Genomic DNA, 18,797 nt, shown 5'->3' with positions numbered 1-18,797 from the left:
CCGTGCAGGATTTCAGGGAGGTACCGCCATGCCACAAAAACCTGCTGGGCCATCGGTGCGTGAGCGTCTGCTCCAGGCGGCCCGGGCCTGCTTCCTCGGGGATGACTACCACCAGGTCACCACGCGCCAGATCGCCGAGATGGCGGGCGCCAACCAGTCGATGATCCGCTACTACTTCGGCAGCAAGGAGGGGCTCTACGAAGAGATGTTGCGGGAGGCGTTCAATCCCCTGCTGGAGGTGCTCGACGGCCCCCTGCTGGCCAGCGTCGACGGGTTTGCCGGCTTCCTCCGGCTCTACTACGACGCCATGGCGTCCCAACCGGAGCTGCCTCGCCTGGTGCTCAAGGTGCTCGCCCTCAACCGAGGGCCGGGGCGTCGCTTTCTCCAGCAACTGCTGGAGCGAGGCCGAAGCGGCGGTGCGCGCAGGGTCGCCGATCTCAAGCAGGCCGGTCGAATCGACCCGGAGATCGACCCCGACATGCTGCGCATGGCTTTCGTCAGCCTGGCCATGACCCCAATGCTGCTGCGGGACGTATTCGAGGAACAGATGGACAGACCGATGGATGCCGACTTCCTCGCCGGCCTGGCGTGCCTCAATGGCCGGCTGTTCAGTGCCGGGCTCAGTCCCCAGGTGAGCGGGGAGGAGAGGGCATGAGCCTCCAGCGCAATTCCATGGCCGTACGTGGCTTCCGGTTGTCGATGCGCGCTGTCGCCGGGTTGCAACGGCTCGTCGCGCAATTGCTGCCTGCGCCTTTCCGCCTGATCCAGATGGGCTCGGCGTTCTGGCTCTCGCGAGCGTTGGATGTCGCCACTCGTCTGGATATCGCCAGCCAGCTTGGCGATGACACCCTGGCCGTCGGAGAGCTTGCCGAACGTCTGCAGGTGTCCCCGGATGCCCTGGCTCGTCTGCTTCGTCTGCTGGTTGCAAGCGGCGTGTTCGCCGAGCCGCAACGCGGCTGCTTCTGCAATTCGTCGACCTCCGCCTGGCTGCGTCAGGATCACCCCCGCAGCGTGCGGGCCATGGTGTTGCTGCATAACAGCCGAGCCATGAGTGCCCCCTGGTACTGGCACCTGGAAGAAGGCATTCGCCAGGGCGTCCCACCCTTCGTGCTCAGCCATGGGCAGGAGCTGTTCGAGCGCCTGAATGCGGATGCACCATTCGACGCCCTGTTCTCGGCCGCCATGGACAGCGTCGAAGCCCTGGCCGGCGACAGCTTCACCACGGACATGGATTGGCAGCGGGTGGACCGCATCATCGATGTCGGCGGCTCGCGTGGGCGCAAGTCCCTGGCCCTGTTGAGGCGCCACGGCCACCTGCGTGCCTGCGTGGTCGACAGGCCAGGGGTGGTTGCCGAGGCCCTCCGTTATTGGTGCGAACACCCTGAGCCGGCGCTGGATCGCCTGCAGTTCGTGGCCGGTGACCTGTTCGAGATGCTGCCCGAGGCGCAAGACGAGGGTGATCTCTACCTGCTGTCCGCCGTACTTCATGGCTTTGGCGAGGCTGACTGCCTGAAAGGGCTCGCGACTCTGCGGCGGGCTATCGGCCAGAGCGGAGCACGGGTGGTGCTCATGGAAATGGTGCTGGCGGACGACCACCCCGACCTCCCCGGAGCGTTGTGCGACATGCAGATGTTCATGGCAGGGCAAGGGCGTGAGCGCACCCTGGACGAGTGGCGAACGCTCTGCCTGCGCGGTGGTTTTCAAATCGAGGAGGTGGTCGAGACCCGGTCCCTGGCGAAGCTGCTGGTGCTGCGTTTGGCCCAACAAGGCTAGGCCAGCCCGACGCCGCACAAGCGTTCTCGGCCCCGGTGTCCACAAGGCCCCATCGGATGCGGTGAGCTGTACCAACCGCCCCCTATGGCCAGGTCTTGAACGCGAATGAATTGGCTCCCCACGGTCGGCATTTCACCGGGCGCTGCGTAAGGTGGGTGGCGCTTTTTCCATCAACCAGCAGCGCTCCCGGGGGCACCGAGTCGGGCAGTGCTGCGCACTGCTTGGGCGAATGAATTCGCCCCTACACATCGGCACATCGCCGGCCGGGGCGTAGGGTGGATGGCGCCCTTTCCATCCACCAATGGCGCCCGCCATGGCCACGAATGGTGGACCGATGAAGCGCGGTCCACCCTACGCCCGGTCCACCCCGCCGAAGGCGGCCAGGAGGTCTTCGACGAACGCCTGCTGCGCTTCGCTGGGTTCGCGGCCGCGGTGGTGGGTGAGGCGGAATTCGACGTCGAAGCCCAGGCGCTCGGGCAGCAGGGCGCGGAGTTGCCCGCGTGCCTCCCAGGGCGCTGCGATATGGCGGGGGAGGTAGCCGATGTGGGCGCCGGAGAGGATCAGCGCCAGGGTGCCTTCCACCTGCTCGGTCACCGCGCTGCTGGCGGCGGACTGGAAGGGCTCCGCCTCGCCGATGAAGCGGTAGGGGTGCAGCACCCGGTCGCATTGGCGCAGGTCGTCCTCGGTCACGCGCGTGCGGTCGAACAGCGGGTGCCCGGCGCCGCAGAACAGCAGCTGCTCCTCGACGAACAACGGCCGGTGTTCCAGCGCCTGCTGGTTGCCGGAGAAGTAGCCGATGGCCAGGTGCAGCTGGTCCTGCAGCAGGCGCCGCTCCAGTTCGGCGGGCATGGCGCTGAGCAGCTCGATGCGCACCGCCTGGCGGCGTGAGCGGAAGCGCCGGATGGCATCGGCCAGGCGTTGCATCACGGCATCGTCGAGGGACTCGGAGAGGCCGATGCGCAGCTCGCCCAGGAGCATGTCGGCCATGCCCCGCGCCTCGCCCTTGAAGGTCTCGATGGCGCCGAACAGCCGCCGCGTGGCCGCCAGCACCTGCTCGCCCTTGGGGGTCAGGCGGAAGCCGGCCTTGCCGCGCTCGCACAGGCGGAAGCCCAGGCGCGTCTCCAGCTTGGCCATCTGCGTGCTGATGGTGGACTGGCCCACCCCCAGCGCGCCCTGGGCGGCGCTGAAGCCGCCGCTTTCCACCACGGTGACGAACAGCCTGAGCAGCTGCAGGTCCAGGTCCTGGAGTTGGGCGAGCATGGGGATCTCCAAACATCGATGGTGAGCGATGCCAAAGTAGAACACTTCATATTTATCCGAAGCAAAGCCCGGCGCAGGATCGTCCCATCACCGCTCCGGGAGCTTTCGCCATGCGCCTTTCCCTGTTGTTCGCCCTGCTCGCCGCCTGTGTCCTGCCCGCCCATGGGCAGGACCGGGAGCTGAACCTCTACAGCTGGTCCGCCTACATCCCGCCCCAGGCGCTGGAGCGCTTCAAGGCCGAGACCGGCATCCGGGTGAAGTACGACATCTTCGACAGCGCCGAGGCCCTCGACGCCAAGCTGATGACCGGCGGCAGCGGTTATGACGTGGTGTTCCCCGCCAGCAGCGGCCTGGCGCGGGCGATCAAGGCCAATGCGGTGCAGCCGGTGCAGCGTGAGCAACTGCACCACTACGCCAACCTCGACCCGCAGCTGCTGGCCAAGCTCGCCAGCGTCGACCCCGGCAACCGCTTCGGCGTGCCCTACACCTGGGGCACCATCGGCCTGGGGCTGAACCGCGACGCGGTGCAGAAACGCATCCCCGATGCACCGCTGAACAGCCTCGACCTGCTGTTCAAGCCCGAGTACGCCAGCCGCCTGAAGGACTGCGGCATCGCCGTGATCGACTCGCCCCAGGAGGTCATCAGCGTGGCCCTGCACTACCTCGGCAAGGACCCGTACAGCACCGCCAAGGCCGACCTCGCGGCGGTCCATGAGCTGCTCACCGCCTTGCAGCCGAACCTGCGCTACGTCGGCGCCGGCAAGCACATCAACGACCTGGCCAAGGGCGAGATCTGCCTGGCGCTGACCTACAACGGCGACGCCGCCATCGCCGCCGAGCAGGCCCGCGAGGCGAAGATGCCCTTCGAGGTGGTCTACCGCATCCCCCGCGAGGGCACGCTGATCTGGTTCGACACCCTGGCCATCCCCGCCGACGCGCCGCACCCCCAGGCGGCCCACGCCTTCATCGACTGGATGCTGCGCCCCGAGGCCATCGCCGAGCTGACCAACAGCCAGTTCTTCGCCAACGCCAACAAGGCCGCGACGCCACTGCTGGACCCGGCGGTGGCGAACGACCCGGACATCTACCCGGACCAGGCCGTGCGCGACCGCCTGTTCGGCGAGCAGGAACTGACGCTCAAGGAGCAGCGCGAGCGCAACCGCATCTGGACCCGCTTCCGCACCCAGTACTGAACCCGCGCAGATGCACACCCCACCCCCGACGGAGCCCGATGACATGGAACACGCCTTCGACAACGACCAGGCCATCACCCGGCCGAGCCTGCTGGGCACGGCCGCCGAAGCCACCTACGCCGGCATCACCAGCTTCATGCGCCGGCGCTACAGCCGCGACCTCGCCGGCGTCGACCTGGTGGTGAGCGGGGTGCCCTTCGACACCGCCACTACCAACCGTCCCGGCAGCCGCTTCGGGCCCCGCGCCATCCGCGCCGCCTCGGTGCAGATGGCCTGGGCGCGGCATTTTCCCTGGGAGTTCGACCCCTTCGACCACCTGGCGGTGATCGACTTCGGCGACTGCGCATTCGACCACGGCACGCCGCAGCACACGCCGGAGGCGATCCAGGCCCACGCCGCGCACATCCTCGAGGCCGGCGCGGCGATGCTCACCCTGGGCGGCGATCACTTCATCAGCTACCCGCTGCTCAAGGCCCACGCGGCCAAGCACGGGCCGCTGTCGCTGATCCACTTCGACGCCCACAGCGACACCTGGCCGGACGAGGACGGCCAGCGCATCGACCACGGGACGATGTTCTTCCATGCCGCCCGCGAGGGCCTGGTGGACCCGGCGCGCTCGGTGCAGATCGGCCTGCGCACCACCAACGACGACGTGATGGGCTTCCAGGTGCTGGACGCCCGCGAGGTGCACCGCCACACGCCGGAGCAGATCGCCGAGCGCATCCGCGCGCGGGTGGGGGACAACCCGGTGTACCTGACCTTCGACATCGACTGCCTCGACCCGGCCTTCGCCCCCGGCACCGGCACCCCCGTGTGCGGCGGGCTCTCCAGCCACCAGGCGCTGGAAATCCTCCGCGGCCTGCGCGGCATCAACCTGGTGGGCATGGACGTGGTGGAAGTGGCACCGCCCTACGACAACGCCGAAGTCACCGCCCTGGCCGGCGCCACCCTGGCGATGGAGATGATCTGCCTGTATGCCGCGCGGCATAAGTTGGGGGAGCGGTAGGCGCGGCTCTGTGGAAGCGAATTCATTCGCGAACGAGGTAAAGCACGAGCATCGCGGCTGAAGCCGCTCCCACAGGGTCTGCCATCTGTAGCCCGGACTTCAGTCCGGGGACGGGCATGCCGGGGAGGAGCCTTCGCGAGCAGAGCTCGCTCCTACGGGGGCGGTGCCAGTCGGAGGGATTCCCGGGCTGAAGCCCGGGCTACGGAGCGCTCTGGCTTGGTGGGAGCGAATTCATTCGCGAACGAGGTGAAGCGCGAGCATCGCGGCTGAAGCCGCTCCCACAGGGTGGCCACCTGTAGCCCGGACTTCACTCCGGGGAGGGGTGGTGGTGCCGAGGATGGGCGTTCGCGAGCAGAGCTCGCTCCTTCGGGGTTGGTGCCAGCCGGAGGGATTCCCGGGCTGAAGCCCGGGCTACGGAGCGCTCTGGCTCGGTGGGAGCGAATTCATTCGCGAACGAGGTAAAGCAAGAGCATCGCGACTGAAGCCGCTCCCACAGGTCGTGCCACCTGTAGCCCGGACTTCAGTCCGGGGCCGGGCGGTGGTGCCGGGGAGGAGCCTTCGCGAGCAGAGCTCGCTCCTACGGGGGCGGTGCCAGTCGGGGGATTCCCGGGCTGAAGCCCGGGCTACGGAGCGCTCTGGCCCGGTGGGAGCGAACTCATTCGCGAACGAGGTGAAGCACGAGCATCGCGGCTGAAGCCGCTCCCACGGGGTGGGCTACGGGATGCACCTGAAAAAAGCCACGGGCCCAAGGGTGGGCCCGTGGTTTCACGCACAACCGTCGATCATGGCGCGCAGGCCCAGGCGGGGCTCCTGGAACAGCCGCGCATCCATCAGCCGGGGTTGGTTGACGATGGGGCGGAAGTCCATGCGGGCAAGGATGTCGCGCTCGATATCCACCCCCGGCGCGACCTCGATCAGCTCCAGGCCCTCGGTGGTGAGGCGGAACACGCAGCGCTCGGTCACGTAGAGCACCGGCTTGCCGGCTTCGGCGGCGAGGCGGCCGGCGAAGGTGCGGTGCTCCACCTCGCGGACGAACTTGCGCAGCTCGCCGTCCTGCACGATGCGCAGGGCGCCGTTCTCGATGCGGATGTCCTGCGGGCCGGCGCTGAAGGTGCCGACGAAGACCACCGCCTTGGCGTTCTGGCTGATGTTGATAAAGCCCCCGGCGCCGGCCAGGCGCGTGCCGAACTTCGACACGTTGAGGTTGCCCGCCGCATCCGCCTGGGCCAGGCCGAGGAAGGCGAGGTCCAGGCCGCCGCCGTCGTAGAAGTCGAACTGGTAGGGCTGGTCGATCAGCGCGCTGTGGTTGCAGGCCGCGCCGAAGTCCAGGCCCGAGGCCGGCACGCCGCCGATCACGCCGGGCTCGGCGGTGAGGGTGAGCAGGTCGATCACCCCTTCTTCCGCCGCCACCGCCGCCACGCCTTCGGGCATGCCGATGCCCAGGTTCACCACCGCGCCGGGCTTGAGTTCCAGCGCGGCGCGGCGGGCGATGAGCTTGCGCAGGTCCAGCGGCATCGGCGGCAGGCTGCCCTCGGGCACCCGCACCTCGGCGGCGAAGGCCGGGTTGTAGGCGGTGGCGAAGGTCTGCTGGTGGTGCTCCGGCGCGGCGACCACCACGCAGTCGACGAGGATGCCGGGGATCTTCACCTGGCGCGGGTTGAGTGAGCCCCGGGCGACCACCCGTTCCACCTGGGCGATGACCAGGCCGCCGGAATTGCGCGCGGCCATGGCGATGGCCAGGCTCTCGATGGTCAGCGCCTCGCGCTCCATGGTCAGGTTGCCGTCCTCGTCGGCGCTGGTGGCGCGGACCACCCCGACGTGGATGGGGAAGGCCTTGTAGAAGAGGTAGTCCTCGCCGTCGAGGGGCATGCGCCGCACCAGCTCCTCGGTGGTGCGGGCATTGAGCTTGCCGCCGCCGTGCTCGGGGTCGACGAAGGTGCCGAGGCCCACCCGCGACAGCTGCCCCGGCTTGCCGGCGGCGATGTCGCGGAACAGCTGGGAGATCACCCCCTGGGGCAGGTTGTAGGCCTCGATGCGGTTCTCCACCGCCAGCTTCTGCAACCCGGGCACCAGGCCCCAGTGGCCGCCGATCACGCGGCGCACCAGCCCTTTGTGGGCCAGGTGGTTGAGGCCCCGGCCCTTGCCGTCGCCCTGGCCGGCGGCGTAGACCAGCGTCAGGTCGCGCGGCGCCTGCTCGGCCTGGAAGCGCTGCTCCAGGGCGATGGCGACGGCCTCGGCGAAACCGATGCCGACGAAGCCGCCGGTGGCCAGGTGGGCGTTGTCGGGGATACGCGCCACAGCCTCGGCGGCGCTCATCACTTTGCTCATGTCGTACCTCGAGCGTGGAATTGGGGGCTGCCGGGTTCACCCGTGGGAGCGGCTTCAGCCGCGAAGGGCCGCGCAGCGGACCCGGGGCGCCCCTGCGGGCCGCATCGCGAATGAATTCGCTGCCACGGGCTACTCATCAGAAGCTGCCGAACAGGCTGCCGAGGGTGATCACCACCACCAGGGCGGCGAGGGGGAAGATCACCGTGTTCATGAAGATGAATCTGTAGGAATCGCGGTGGGTCAGCTTGCAGATGGCCAGCAGCGAGATCACCGCGCCGTTGTGGGGCAGGGTGTCCATGCAGCCGGAGGCCATGGCGGCGACCCGGTGCAGCAGCTCGGGGCTGATGCCGGCGGCGTTGGCCATCTCCAGGTACTGCGCGCCGAGGGTCTTGAGGGCGATGGACATGCCGCCGGAAGCGGAGCCGGTGATGCCGGCGAGGATGTTCACCGCCACCGCCTCGGACACCAGCGGGTTGCCCGGCACGCTCAGCACCAGGTCGCGGATCACCACGAAGCCGGCGAGGGAGGCGATCACGGTGCCGTAGCCCACCTCGGAGGCGGTGTTGAGGATCGGCAGCATGGAGCCGAAGGTGCCGTCGTTGAGGCTCTGCTTCAGGTCCACCCAGCGCCGCCAGTGCAGGCCGATGAGCAGCAGCACCGCCGCGCCGAGGGCGACGATGATCGACCAGATGCCGATCACCGACTTGGCGTCCTGCAGGCCGCCGAACTCGGGCTTGGCCAGGTAGCTGGTGTCGAGGTTGGGCAGCACCTGCTTGGCCATCAGGAAGTTCAGCGCGATCACCAGCAGGATCGGCAGCAGCGCCAGCCAGAAGCCGGTCACCGGCAGGCCGCCCTGCTCGGTGGGGTCGTCCTTGTGGCTGCCGTAGCCTTCGCCGGCGGCCATCAGTTTGCGGGCCTGGGCGGCGAGCCACCAACTGCCGAGGCCGAGCATGATCAGCCCGCCGATCAGCCCGAGGATGGGCGCGGCGAAGGCGTCGGTGCCGAAGAAGGGGCTGGGGATGGCGTTCTGGATCGCCGGGGTGCCGGGCAGGGCGGTCATGGTGAAGGTGAAGGCGCCCAGGGCGATGGCGCCGGGCAGCAGCCGCTTGGGAATGCCCGCCTCGCGAAACAGCGCGGTGCCGATGGGGTACACGGCGAAGGCCACCACGAATAGCGACACGCCGCCGTAGGTCAGCAGCCCGCAGGCCAGCACGATGGCGAGGATGGCCCGCTCGCGCCCCAGCCGGGTGACGATGCCCTGGGCAATGGCGCGGGCCGAGCCGGAGTCGTCCATCAACTTGCCGAAGATGGCGCCGAGCAGGAACAGCGGGAAGAACTGGATCAGGTAGCCGCCCAGGGACTTCATGAACACCTGGGTGTAGGTGGGCAGCATCAACGCCGCATCACCGGCGAACAGCACCGCCAGCAGCGCCATCAGCGGCGCCAGGATCAACACGTTGTAGCCGCGATAGGCCAGGAACATCAGCAGTGCGAGGGACAGCAGGATTCCGAGGGTACCCATGGGATTTCCTTCTTGTTGTTGTTTTGAACCGCCGCAGCGGCCGGGCCTGGGTCGGCCCTTTGCCGGTATAGAGCGAAAGCTGTGCCAGGTGGGCTGAAAAGCCCTGGGGAAGGCGCTGGTACTGGGTTTGAGCCATTGGCGGGAAGGAGAACGGAGCGATTCAAGTGTCCACATAAATGGACGGTGTCCTGATTGTTGGACGCCTGTTTCGAGCGATGTCCAAAAATATGGACGCCCATAACCCAAGCGCGAGGCCCCCGGGCTGTAGGGTGGATGGCGCTCTTCCCATCCACCAACGCGCCCACCCTCAAACACCGTGGCCGCAGGTAAACGCACGCCCTGCCCGCGATCGAGCCCGCGCCGCGTGGATCGATGAAGCGCGATCCACCCTACGCCACCTGTGCGTTCCGTGGGGGGGATGCCACTTCTCCATCCCCCGGCGTTCCGGCCCGTAGCCCGGGCTTCAGCCCGGGGAAGCCGCCCGGCTACAACCCGTGCACCTGGAGTTTGTTGTAGAGGCTGGCGCGGGCGATGCCGAGGCGTTCGGCGGCGCGGGTGCGGTTGCCGTCGCAGGCGGCGAGGGCGGTGAGGATGGCGGCGCGTTCTGCCTCGGCCAGGCTGTCCGCCAGGGGGCGGACATCGCGCGGTGCGGACGGCTCGGGCGCTGGGGCGGGCTCGGCGCTGGGCGGCAGTGGGTCCACCAGCAGCTCGGCCAGCTCCGCCCCATGCAGGGGCTGGGTGCCGTCGCCCAGCAGCTGCGCCCGTTCCAGCAGGTTGCGCAGCTCGCGCACGTTGCCCGGCCAGGGTTGGGCGCGGAGCAGGGCGAGGGCGTCGTCGGTCAGCTCCAGCGGCGGCTGGCCGGAGCGGCTGGCGATGTCGTCGGCGAGGTGCTCGATCAGCGCCGGCAGGTCTTCCCGGCGCTCGCGCAGGGGTGGCAGCCGCAGGGCGAGGACGTTGAGGCGGTAGTAGAGGTCTTCGCGGAATTCGCCGGCAGCCACCTTGGCCTCCAGGTCCACATGGGTGGCGGCGATCACCCGCACGTTCAGGGTCTTCACCTGGTTGGAACCCAGCGGCTCCACCTCCTGCTCCTGCAGCACGCGCAGCAGCTTGGCCTGCAGCGGCAGGGGCAGGTCGCCGATCTCGTCGAGGAACAGCGTGCCGCCGTCGGCCAGTTCGAACTTGCCGGCCCGCGCGCGGCGGTCGGCGCCGGTGAAGGCACCTGGCGCAGTGCCGAACAGCTCCGCCTCCACCAGGGATTCCGGGATGGCCGCCACGTTCACCGCCACGAAAGGCCCGCTGGCCCGCAGCGACAGGTTGTGGATGCCCTGGGCGAGCAGCTCCTTGCCGGTGCCGGTCTCGCCGCGCAGCAGCACGGTGGCGTCCAGCTGGGCGGCGCGGCGGGCCTGGCGCTTCACCTCGCTGGCGGCGGCGCTGGTGCCGATGAAGCCGGCGATGGTGTAGCGCGCACGGCGGGCGCGGGCCAGTTCGCGCTGGGCGGCGGCGAGCTGGTTCTGCAACTGGTTGTACTTGGCCATGACCGGCTGCAGGTGGCGGGCGCGGTCGAACAGCACGAAACCCAGGGCGCCCACCAGGGTGCCGTCGGCGTCGCGCAGGGGGATGCGGGTGACCACGAAGTGCTCGTCGCCGAAGGCCATCAGGTCGAGCATGCTCGGCGCGCCGCTCTGCACCACTTCGCGCAGGCGGCTGGCGGGCAGCACGTCTTCCACCTCGCGGCCGAGCACCGAGCGCGGGTCGGCGATGCCGAGCTTCTGGGCGTACTTGTCGTTGATCCAGACGATGCGCGCCTGGCGGTTCACCGCGATGGTGCCCTCGCACTGGGCGTCGAGGTGGTCGAACAGCAGCGGCATCGCCACTTCGCGGAAACGCTCGGGGGAGACGCCGATGATCAGGCCGTGGGGGGCGAGGTCGTCGCGGGAGATCGCCATGGGCACGGCTCCGGAAAGGAAACGCCGGCGATTATGGAAGCCGCCTCGCCGGCCCGGCAAGAAAGCCTGAACCCCCGTGACGCAGCGGTGGTCGACTGCAGGTACCCACTGACTTGCACGGAGTCGTCATGGACCTGATCCGCATCCTTATCGCCATCCTCCTGCCGCCGCTGGGCGTCTTCCTCCAGGTGGGCTTCGGCGGCGCCTTCTGGCTGAACATCCTGCTCACCCTGCTGGGCTACATCCCCGGCATCGTCCACGCGGTGTACATCATTGCCAAGCGCTGAGGCACCGGGGGCACTGCGGGCCCCCGGTTCCGCTCCAGCAGGCGGTTGAACGGGCTGCGTTGCCGCTGCGCCGTTGAAACGGCGGGCTAGTGCCGCGTGGCGAATTCGCGGCCTTCGAACAGGTCGGCCACATCACGCACCCGCACCCACTGGCGGCCCTGCCATTCCATCAGGCTGAACTCGCGCCCCTGCCAGGTGACCCGGCGTTGGCGGGGCAGTTGCGGCGTGGCGGCGGAGCGCAGCGCGGGCACCACGTCCTGGGTCAGCCATTGGCGCAGAGCGCGGTGTTCGGGGTGGTAGAAGTTGACCTTGAGCAGCTCGAACACTGCGCTTTCGTTGATCAGCAGCACCTCCTGCTCCCCGCCCTGTACGTACTCCACGCGGGCGTGGCGCCATTGGTCCGGGTCCAGCTTGCGCGACAGGCGTTCGTCGAAGCGGTGGTTGGTGAGGGGGCCGAGGTCCTGGGCGACGAACCAGACCTGGTCGTCGATCAGCAGGGCGCGCAAGGCGCGGTGATGGCGGTGGAAAACCGTGGGGATGTAGCACTCGTAGGACATGGTGAGACTCCTTCCTTGTAGGGGGAGCCCGCCACCGGTTCCTGACTGCATGAGGGTGGCGGACCGTGCGAGGTGTGGAATACCGGGACGATAGGAACCGGTGGGCTTGCGCCCGCCTCGCACGGTCCGCCATAGAAGGCCAGAGGCAACGAACGGAACTTCCATTCGCTGACCCTGCTTATGGCGTACATGCTTACTACCGTCTTCGGGATTCCACTCCCGGCCGCAGCCAGCGCTGCGACGGGGGAGACGCTACGAGCCGAGTGCGTAGGACGGCAATGCCGGTGAGGGGTAGGAATCTTCGGAGAGAGGCGGTGCGGTGATGCCCCCTAGATTGGCCATCTGGTGCTCTAGGTCTCTCCACCGCTAGATCATGAAAAGTGATGCCGAGTCAGTGAGTCAGTCCTCGATGAAGTAGTCGTTGTCCAATTCCTTCACTTCGTATACCTGCTTCACACTGCAACCCAAGCTGTTTTCAATCATCAGGCGGGCCAGTTCGACACCGTCGATCAGCACCACTTTGATATCCAGGCCCAATGCTGCTTCGCGGGCGCCGGCGGAGAATTCCGAGGTTGTGATGAACACACCTTTACGCGCACGCCGGCGCGTGAGCGCGCCGATGAACTTGTCGATCTCCGGGCGATGTACCGTGTTGCTCCAGCGTTTGGCCTGCAGGTAGATCACATCCAAGCCCAGCTTGTCTTCCTTGATGATGCCGTCGATGCCGTCGTCGCTGGTCTGCTGGGTGGCGCGTCCAGCCTCCTTGCGTGAGCCGCCGTAGCCCATGGCGATCATCAGATCGACCACTAGTTGCTCGAAGAAGGTTGGCGTTGCGGCACGCACCTGGGTCAACAAGTCGTCGGCCAGCGACTTCATCAGTGCCTGGTGCGCTTGATTCAATTGCTCGTCGGGCGTGATGTCTTCCTCGACGGCGACTGGCAGCGCTTCGGTGTCGGAGCCACTTGGCCGGGCCGTGTGGAACTCGGCGAACTCCGGATAGCGTTTGAGCCAGCCCACGGTAATGCGCTCGGGGCCTGTGGTCAGGGCTTCCAGCCCGCGTGGGGTGATCTGTACCTGGCCTTTGACAGGAATGCTCAACAGCCCGGCCTTGTTCAGGTAGGTGCGCGCCCAGCCTACACGGTTGTTGATCACGGTCTGGCGTCCGGAGGGCAGGCGTTCATGGCGTTCTTCTTCGCTAAGCTGGAACTCGTCGGCGATACGCTCACGCAGTGCGCTTAGGCCCAGCGCAGTACCATCGGCGACGGCGTTGAGCACCGGGCGCATGATGCTCTGGAAGTCTGGAATGGGCATAGGGCCTCCTTGCAATCAGCGAGCTAGAGCAGCAGGCGACGGGCCGCTGCTGGGCTGGCGTGAGAAACGTTGGGTATCGGTGTGCAGCCGCTCAACTACGTCGGTCAGGCCGGCGCGGAGCAGGCCTTCCTCGGCCTCGGCGCGCAATGCATCCAGCCAGGGCGAGTGTCCGGAGAAGTGCGGCCATAACTCATGGTCAGCGGCCAGCGGGTGGGGCCGGCAGCGATCCAGCCAGGACGGAATCAGGCCCTGGTGATGGCTCAGCCGATACAGGGCAGAGGCCTCCAGCTGCGAACGCTGGAAGATGGCGCCGTGGTAGTGGGCAATGGCCAGGACTTGCAGCAGATGTATCAGGCTTGGGTAGTGCTCGAAATGCCCACCTTCGGTCAGGTGGAAGAAGCGACTGCAGGTAGCATGGTCATCGCCTAGTTGCTCCAATACCAGGGCGTAGTAGCCCTCACTGGATGGGCCGATTTCGTCTGTGTCCGAGGTGATCAGATAGAGCCGAAACTCGATGTCTTCGGTAACGTGGCTGTGCTGCATAAACCACTTATGCAGTTCAGCCGGCGCTTTGTAACTGAAAATCTGTTGGTGAGCGCCATTGCTCAGGCCGCTCAGCCAGTCCGGCTTCAGGGCGAAATGCTGATTGATCCAGTCGAGATGCGCTTGCTGCAGTAGCGGCTTTAGCTGATCGGGGTTGGACCACTGGTACGCCGTCAGCCGCAGCGAGGCCGGCAGCAGCGCGTTGATCTCCGTGCAGGCCACGCCGTGGGCTTCGAAGGTCGCCAGCACGCGCACGGCCTGCCGGCGGACCGGGTTGCGTCGATCACTGACCCAGCCGAGCAGACGTTGCAGCAGGTCTATCCAGTCCTTGGGGTTCATGGGGCTGCTCCTTCAGCGAATCAGGCTCTAGCCTTGCTCGGTTGCTTCTCTGGAATGGGAGGAGCAAAGCCTTTACTCAGAGGATTGGTTTGACCGTCAGAGCATCGCGACCTGACAGACCTTGCCGTGCTGGTCGAAGGTGAGAGCTGTGCGGATAGGTTGATTCTCGTCGCGATACTTTTTCAGATGCATGGACAGCATGTCTGCTGTGGCTTTGTAAGCCCTTTGATGGTCAAGGGTGAGTGCCCTCATGCTCTCATTCTGACTGACGAGGTCGTGTTTCCTCTGTTCAAGCGTGCTGGCGCGGTTAAACACAGCACTAGACAGAAGCTCAATGGAGCGATCCCGCTGGGCGGTAAGTAGCTCATCAATTTCAAGGAAGGACTTGCTGTATTTATCACCTAGGCTCAACGCCCACTGGTCGCAACCTGTTGGGTCAAGGTAAGCCGTACCAATGTCGAGCAGAGCGAGAATTCGCAATAACGCATCTCGCTTCTGCAACAGGCTATTTACCTTGCTGGCATGGGTAACCAGCGCCTTGTGGGTTTCACCCGTTCCAAAGGTATCGAGGGTTTGCTGCTTTTCAATATCGGTTTTCAAGCGAGAGGCTTCGCGCTGCAGCTTCTCGAGCCATTGCATCGTCTCGCGCTTGATCGCTTCGATCTGGTTTCGTTTCTCTTGGGGAAACTGCTCGGGTGACTTCAGGTCGCGCATGAACCCAACGAGATACTCGAGGTAGCCCATCGAGCCGTAAAGGTTTGCATGGTCATTATCGTCAAGGGTCTGCCGAAGCTCTTCGATACCTCTTTGGATGCTATCCAGGCTCCGATTGATATCTGCCAAATGAGATTGCGCGACAGCAATGCTGAGCAAGTGAAATGCTCCTGATGCCAGCTGCTTGGCTTTACCTCCTTCCAGGAGACGGCCGTGCCCTGCGATTTGACCATTACTCTGTATGGCTATCGCGCGTTGACCACCACCGACCGCATCCATGATGGTCAAAGTGCCCTCCGAAAGGCCTTTTTGGATCTCGGGATCAAAGACCAGCTCAAGGGTCTTATTCGGCAATGTGGTGACACCCTTTAACAGGTCGGCAGCCAGTTGTTGGCCACGTTTTACCGCAACATCATTTGGGCCTGAGAAAGATGGGGCACCTGCTGGAATCTGAGTGATCAAGCGGGTTTTAACCAGTTGGCGGCCTTCGCTATCCGCCACAACTAGTTCCGGACTGAGCTCGGCCGATGGTTGATTGACTACTGTCGGCTCAGTTGCGGCATCTACCTGTAGCGGGCTGATCGGCTGGGCTTTCTGAGCATTGCGGCTTTTGATGAAAAGTAGAGCCGCGCCTCCCAAAGCAACTGCAGAAAACGCAGCTACACCGTAAGTAATGAATTCATCCATTGATCGAACTCCTTGTACTGATCGTGCGCAAACTGGTGGAGAGGTTAATTTTTTGCGTAGTGGCCGGATGCTATTGGCTTCTCTTGTCACTCCGCAATGGGTAGCTATCTGTCACGGCGCTTTTCTAGCACGCCTGGCCTTGGGAGCGGCGGCGCGCTGGGCTTTGATGCGTTCCAGCAGCACGCTGGCCGGTTCGTCGTTCGGGTCTTGCGGCACCAGTTCGCCTCTAAATGCCTTGGCCAGGATGCTTTGGGTCAGTTGGTCGATACTGCTTTTGGCCGAGGCGACTTTGGCTTCCAGTTGGTCGGCGAAAGCGAACAGTTGTTCGATGTGGCAAACGATTTCGGTTTGTTCTTCTGGAGGCGGAACAAAAACTGGTATTTCGTTCATGTTTTTCTGATTCAGCTTTGGTTGGGCTGATCCGCTAACCCAGGGGGTGATGTCCAGAGTGTTTAGGTAAAACGCCAAGTAAGAATTCGAGTGCCCAGTTGGGCTGGCAATAACGTGGGCGTGATTGTTCACCCAGATTTTCCCTTGGGCGATAAAGGCAATTGGCTTTGCGCGAGTGAGAAGATTTGCACCATCTTCGCCAACCAGTACGAATTCTCCCTCATGGGTATATCCGTCGATGCTATCGATCTGGCCTGTGGCACCGAAATAGGGGTAATCGCCTTTTAGGGATTCACGTTCTTTTGCTGAAATCGGCCTGCGAGCGCCATCAAAGTTGATGGCGTAACGCCCCAACGGGATCTGTGACCAACCAACAGGCATGTTGGAGTTATGCTGTGATTTGCTATCTGAGTTTGCCGAACGCCATTCCTCCGTCAACCTCCCGGAAACCGCTGCGGCGAGGACGGATTGGCGGAAGCGTTTGAGCAGCGCGGGGATGCCGTCGATGCGGGCTTTGAGGGTGTCGACCTGGGCCAGCAACTCATCGAGCTTTTGGGCGATGCGGGTTTGTTCGGCCAGCGGTGGGATAGGTAGTTCAATTTCTCGGAGTGCTGAAATATTAAGGCTGGCTCTTGTCGAGCCACCGGTTTCCTCAAGCATCTTTTCTTGTCCCTGGGGGGAAAGAAGAGAGGCCCATATCCACTTAGACATTACAGGCTCAGCCAGTTCTAGTTTGGCGATTGTTCTCGATATGTTGGCGTTTTCTAAGTGTTCAGGGGTTATTGCGACGCAGCCAACTGTTCCTTGTATAGATATCAATATTGTGCCAGCAGTTACTTTGCTTCTCTTGAATTCGCTATCAAGCTCTTGGCTGATTAGAAATATTTGCTCGTCATTTACTATGTTCTTATTGATGTCTTTGACACGTATTAGTGGAATGCCGTTGGGTGTGAATTCGCCTGGCATTAGAACGCCGTAGCAAATGCTACTTTGAGGGGAAATAATCTCGGCTAGCTTGCTACTAGCCCAACCAGTTAGCTTTTCGGTGTGGTTCATTCGTTGTTCTCCCGCCCCACGACCAACCCCATCACCTCCGCCATCAACTGCTTCTGCGCCGCCACTTCATCCCCCGCACCCAGCGCTTTCATCAACTCTTCCAGCTCATGCAGGGCTTCGGTCAGTTCGGCCATGGCTTCACCCGCTAGCACTTCGGGAGCAGGCAAATCGGCCGCGTCCAGGCTATCGGCATCCTTGAGCCAGCTGATATCCAGGGAGTCGCCGCGCTCGCGGATGAAGTCTCGGGTAAATACGCGGAAGCGGCTGAGTTCGCCGATGCCTTCGACATTCTCGGCGCGCGGGCTATTGCCGTTGGGGTCATCCCCATAGGCTTCTTCAAAGGGGTTGAGGTGCTGCGCGCCAAAGGGGGTGCGCTTGCCAAAGCTGGGCATATTGCTGCGCAGGTCATAGACCCATACGCGCTGTGTGCAGCCGTGTTCCTGACGCGGGTTGGCTTGCGTGCCTTTCTGGAAGAACAACACGTTGGTCTTGACGCCCTGGGCGTAGAAGATGCCGGTGGGCAGGCGCAGGAGGGTGTGGAGGTTGCACTTGTCCATCAGATCGCGGCGCACTTCGGTGCCGACGCCCGCTTCGAACAGCACGTTGTCCGGCAATACCACCGCCGCGCGGCCGCCGGGCTTGAGGCCGCGGTAGATGTGTTGGAGGAAGGCCAGCTGCTTGTTGCTGGTCTTGTAGGTGAGGTCGTCGCGGGTGGGGCCGCCGCCGCCTTTGGCGGTGCCGAAGGGCGGGTTGGATAGGATCACGTCCACCTTGGGCAGGTTGGCCCCGGTTTGGCCGAGGGCGTTGCCCAGGTGCACCACGCCTTCCTCATCGCCTTCCATGCCGTGCAGCAGGGTGTTCATCAGCGCCAGACGGCGGGTGCCGGGCACCAGCTCAATGCCGACAAAGGCTTTGTTGCGCTGGAAGGCCTGGGCCTTGGCGTCGAGGTCGTAGAGGTCGTCGGTGTGGCGCTTGATATAGGCGTCGGCGGCAATCAGAAAGCCTGCGGTGCCAGCGGCCGGGTCCTGGATGGTTTCACCTGGCTGCGGTTTGAGGCAGTTGATGATGCTGTCGATCAGCGGGCGCGGGGTGAAGTACTGGCCCGCACCGGATTTGGTTTCGCTGGCGTTCTTCTCCAGCAGGCCTTCGTAAAGATCGCCGAGGCCGTCCTGGCGAGCGCTGAACCAGTCGATGCCGTCCAGGCTTTTGATCAACTGCTCCAGGTGGCGCGGCTCTTTCAGGCGCGTTTGCGCGTCGGCGTAGATGGCAGCAATCAGCGGGTCGGCGTTCTGGCCCAGGTCGAGCAGGGTTTGCTTGTAGTAGGTCAGCAGGTTGAGGCCGGATTTACCCGCCAGATCCGGCCAGCGCGCCCCCTCGGGCAGCTTGTGGGCGAAGCTGCCGTTATTCTGGACCTGCTCATATTCCATTTTGATGAACAGCAGCAGGACCAGTTCGGTGACGTAGTCGCTGTAGTTGATGCCGTCGTCGCGTAGTACGTCGCAGAGGTTCCAGAGCTTCTGGACGATATCGGAGTTGGTCATGGACTTATCTCTAATTGGTTCATGGCGTGAGCCGAATAGATCGGTTATTCGGCTCACGGGATTGAATGGGGGCGCGGCGCGTTTTACCTGGGTTTTGGTAATGCATCGCTTTATTTGGCTCGAACTAGCTGCGTATTCATGTCAATGGCTGGGTTACAAAAGGACTTCACATGAGGAAATTGACGGCCATAAAAACGCTTAATTGGTGCATAGCTGAAGCAGTCATAGGCATGGCGTGTGTTGCGCGCGAGGCTATGAAGCGACGCTTCGTTTTGCAAGATATTTGGCACAGCAGAGATGAGTAGGAGCGCCGGTGTGTCGTTCGCCTTGTTATAGGTGTGGTG

Annotated in this window: 15 protein-coding genes; 5 read left to right on the top strand and 10 right to left on the bottom strand. The window is 64.5% G+C overall.

What is annotated here, in order from left to right; all coding sequences use genetic code 11:
- The first annotated feature begins 28 nt into the window (after positions 1-28).
- The gene (locus RTK35_RS25730; RefSeq protein ID WP_172432464.1) at positions 29-655 is read left to right on the top strand and encodes a TetR/AcrR family transcriptional regulator; all 627 of its coding nucleotides are present in this window, start codon (positions 29-31) and stop codon (positions 653-655) included.
- The gene (locus RTK35_RS25725; protein WP_316909311.1) at positions 652-1,773 is read left to right on the top strand and encodes a methyltransferase; all 1,122 of its coding nucleotides are present in this window, start codon (positions 652-654) and stop codon (positions 1,771-1,773) included. Before RTK35_RS25730 ends, RTK35_RS25725 begins: the two co-directional genes overlap by 4 nt.
- 351 nt (positions 1,774-2,124) lie before the next feature.
- Here RTK35_RS25725 and RTK35_RS25720 read toward each other — a convergent pair whose 3' ends face one another.
- On the bottom strand, positions 2,125-3,033 hold the full coding sequence (locus RTK35_RS25720) for a LysR family transcriptional regulator (RefSeq protein WP_316909310.1): 909 nt from the start codon (positions 3,031-3,033) through the stop codon (positions 2,125-2,127).
- Positions 3,034-3,143: 110 nt separating this feature from the next.
- Here RTK35_RS25720 and RTK35_RS25715 point away from each other — a divergent pair, with 110 nt between their 5' ends.
- Together RTK35_RS25715 and speB are read left to right on the top strand one after the other, a co-directional pair.
- The gene (locus RTK35_RS25715; protein WP_316909309.1) at positions 3,144-4,226 is read left to right on the top strand and encodes a polyamine ABC transporter substrate-binding protein; all 1,083 of its coding nucleotides are present in this window, start codon (positions 3,144-3,146) and stop codon (positions 4,224-4,226) included.
- Positions 4,227-4,269: 43 nt separating this feature from the next.
- Positions 4,270-5,232: an agmatinase gene (gene speB / locus RTK35_RS25710; protein WP_316909308.1), complete on the top strand. Its 963-nt coding sequence runs from the start codon at positions 4,270-4,272 to the stop codon at positions 5,230-5,232.
- Between the two features lie 765 nt (positions 5,233-5,997).
- Here speB and RTK35_RS25705 read toward each other — a convergent pair.
- The 3 genes from RTK35_RS25705 to RTK35_RS25695 form a co-directional block, all read right to left on the bottom strand.
- Positions 5,998-7,560: an acyl CoA:acetate/3-ketoacid CoA transferase gene (locus RTK35_RS25705; RefSeq protein WP_316909307.1), complete on the bottom strand. Its 1,563-nt coding sequence runs from the start codon at positions 7,558-7,560 to the stop codon at positions 5,998-6,000.
- Positions 7,561-7,696: 136 nt separating this feature from the next.
- On the bottom strand, positions 7,697-9,082 hold the full coding sequence (locus tag RTK35_RS25700; protein ID WP_222900850.1) for a GntP family permease: 1,386 nt from the start codon (positions 9,080-9,082) through the stop codon (positions 7,697-7,699).
- Between the two features lie 485 nt (positions 9,083-9,567).
- Positions 9,568-11,028: a sigma-54 interaction domain-containing protein gene (locus RTK35_RS25695; RefSeq protein WP_316909306.1), complete on the bottom strand. Its 1,461-nt coding sequence runs from the start codon at positions 11,026-11,028 to the stop codon at positions 9,568-9,570.
- 128 nt (positions 11,029-11,156) lie between these two features.
- Here RTK35_RS25695 and RTK35_RS25690 point away from each other — a divergent pair, with 128 nt between their 5' ends.
- Complete coding sequence (locus tag RTK35_RS25690) at positions 11,157-11,315, top strand: YqaE/Pmp3 family membrane protein (RefSeq protein ID WP_003084988.1); 159 nt, start codon at positions 11,157-11,159, stop codon at positions 11,313-11,315.
- Positions 11,316-11,401: 86 nt separating this feature from the next.
- Here the strand turns inward: RTK35_RS25690 and RTK35_RS25685 are convergent, their stop codons facing one another.
- The 6 genes from RTK35_RS25685 to RTK35_RS25660 all read right to left on the bottom strand — a co-directional run bounded on the left by RTK35_RS25685 (position 11,402) and on the right by RTK35_RS25660 (position 18,453).
- Positions 11,402-11,872, bottom strand: a complete 471-nt coding sequence (locus RTK35_RS25685; protein WP_044405628.1) for a Bro-N domain-containing protein — start codon at positions 11,870-11,872, stop codon at positions 11,402-11,404.
- 399 nt (positions 11,873-12,271) lie between these two features.
- On the bottom strand, positions 12,272-13,183 hold the full coding sequence (locus RTK35_RS25680) for a restriction endonuclease (protein ID WP_316909305.1): 912 nt from the start codon (positions 13,181-13,183) through the stop codon (positions 12,272-12,274).
- Positions 13,184-13,198: 15 nt separating this feature from the next.
- The gene (locus tag RTK35_RS25675) at positions 13,199-14,065 is read right to left on the bottom strand and encodes a hypothetical protein (protein ID WP_316909304.1); all 867 of its coding nucleotides are present in this window, start codon (positions 14,063-14,065) and stop codon (positions 13,199-13,201) included.
- Positions 14,066-14,161: 96 nt separating this feature from the next.
- Positions 14,162-15,466, bottom strand: a complete 1,305-nt coding sequence (locus RTK35_RS25670; RefSeq protein WP_316909303.1) for a hypothetical protein — start codon at positions 15,464-15,466, stop codon at positions 14,162-14,164.
- Positions 15,467-15,577: 111 nt separating this feature from the next.
- Positions 15,578-16,912 (bottom strand): restriction endonuclease subunit S, encoded by a 1,335-nt coding sequence (locus RTK35_RS25665; protein ID WP_316909302.1) that lies wholly within the window; start codon positions 16,910-16,912, stop codon positions 15,578-15,580.
- On the bottom strand, positions 16,909-18,453 hold the full coding sequence (locus RTK35_RS25660; protein WP_316909301.1) for a class I SAM-dependent DNA methyltransferase: 1,545 nt from the start codon (positions 18,451-18,453) through the stop codon (positions 16,909-16,911). Before RTK35_RS25660 ends, RTK35_RS25665 begins: the two co-directional genes overlap by 4 nt.
- Positions 18,454-18,797: the final 344 nt, after the last annotated feature.

Source organism: Pseudomonas sp. zfem003 (genome assembly GCF_032621675.1).
GTDB lineage: Bacteria > Pseudomonadota > Gammaproteobacteria > Pseudomonadales > Pseudomonadaceae > Metapseudomonas > Metapseudomonas otitidis.
This window is presented reverse-complemented; position numbering and strand designations above follow the sequence as displayed.

What these genes read in the sequence shown, in the direction of transcription:
- RTK35_RS25705 (WP_316909307.1), bottom strand. Translation starts at nt 7,560, where the DNA reads ATGAGCAAAGTGATGAGCGCCGCCGAGGCTGTGGCGCGTATCCCCGAC.
- RTK35_RS25730 (WP_172432464.1), top strand. Translation starts at nt 29, where the DNA reads ATGCCACAAAAACCTGCTGGGCCATCGGTGCGTGAGCGTCTGCTCCAG.
- speB (WP_316909308.1), top strand. Translation starts at nt 4,270, where the DNA reads ATGGAACACGCCTTCGACAACGACCAGGCCATCACCCGGCCGAGCCTG.
- RTK35_RS25685 (WP_044405628.1), bottom strand. Translation starts at nt 11,872, where the DNA reads ATGTCCTACGAGTGCTACATCCCCACGGTTTTCCACCGCCATCACCGC.
- RTK35_RS25695 (WP_316909306.1), bottom strand. Translation starts at nt 11,028, where the DNA reads ATGGCGATCTCCCGCGACGACCTCGCCCCCCACGGCCTGATCATCGGC.
- RTK35_RS25700 (WP_222900850.1), bottom strand. Translation starts at nt 9,082, where the DNA reads ATGGGTACCCTCGGAATCCTGCTGTCCCTCGCACTGCTGATGTTCCTG.
- RTK35_RS25715 (WP_316909309.1), top strand. Translation starts at nt 3,144, where the DNA reads ATGCGCCTTTCCCTGTTGTTCGCCCTGCTCGCCGCCTGTGTCCTGCCC.
- RTK35_RS25670 (WP_316909303.1), bottom strand. Translation starts at nt 15,466, where the DNA reads ATGGATGAATTCATTACTTACGGTGTAGCTGCGTTTTCTGCAGTTGCT.
- RTK35_RS25720 (WP_316909310.1), bottom strand. Translation starts at nt 3,033, where the DNA reads ATGCTCGCCCAACTCCAGGACCTGGACCTGCAGCTGCTCAGGCTGTTC.
- RTK35_RS25660 (WP_316909301.1), bottom strand. Translation starts at nt 18,453, where the DNA reads ATGACCAACTCCGATATCGTCCAGAAGCTCTGGAACCTCTGCGACGTA.
- RTK35_RS25690 (WP_003084988.1), top strand. Translation starts at nt 11,157, where the DNA reads ATGGACCTGATCCGCATCCTTATCGCCATCCTCCTGCCGCCGCTGGGC.
- RTK35_RS25665 (WP_316909302.1), bottom strand. Translation starts at nt 16,912, where the DNA reads ATGAACCACACCGAAAAGCTAACTGGTTGGGCTAGTAGCAAGCTAGCC.
- RTK35_RS25675 (WP_316909304.1), bottom strand. Translation starts at nt 14,065, where the DNA reads ATGAACCCCAAGGACTGGATAGACCTGCTGCAACGTCTGCTCGGCTGG.
- RTK35_RS25680 (WP_316909305.1), bottom strand. Translation starts at nt 13,183, where the DNA reads ATGCCCATTCCAGACTTCCAGAGCATCATGCGCCCGGTGCTCAACGCC.
- RTK35_RS25725 (WP_316909311.1), top strand. Translation starts at nt 652, where the DNA reads ATGAGCCTCCAGCGCAATTCCATGGCCGTACGTGGCTTCCGGTTGTCG.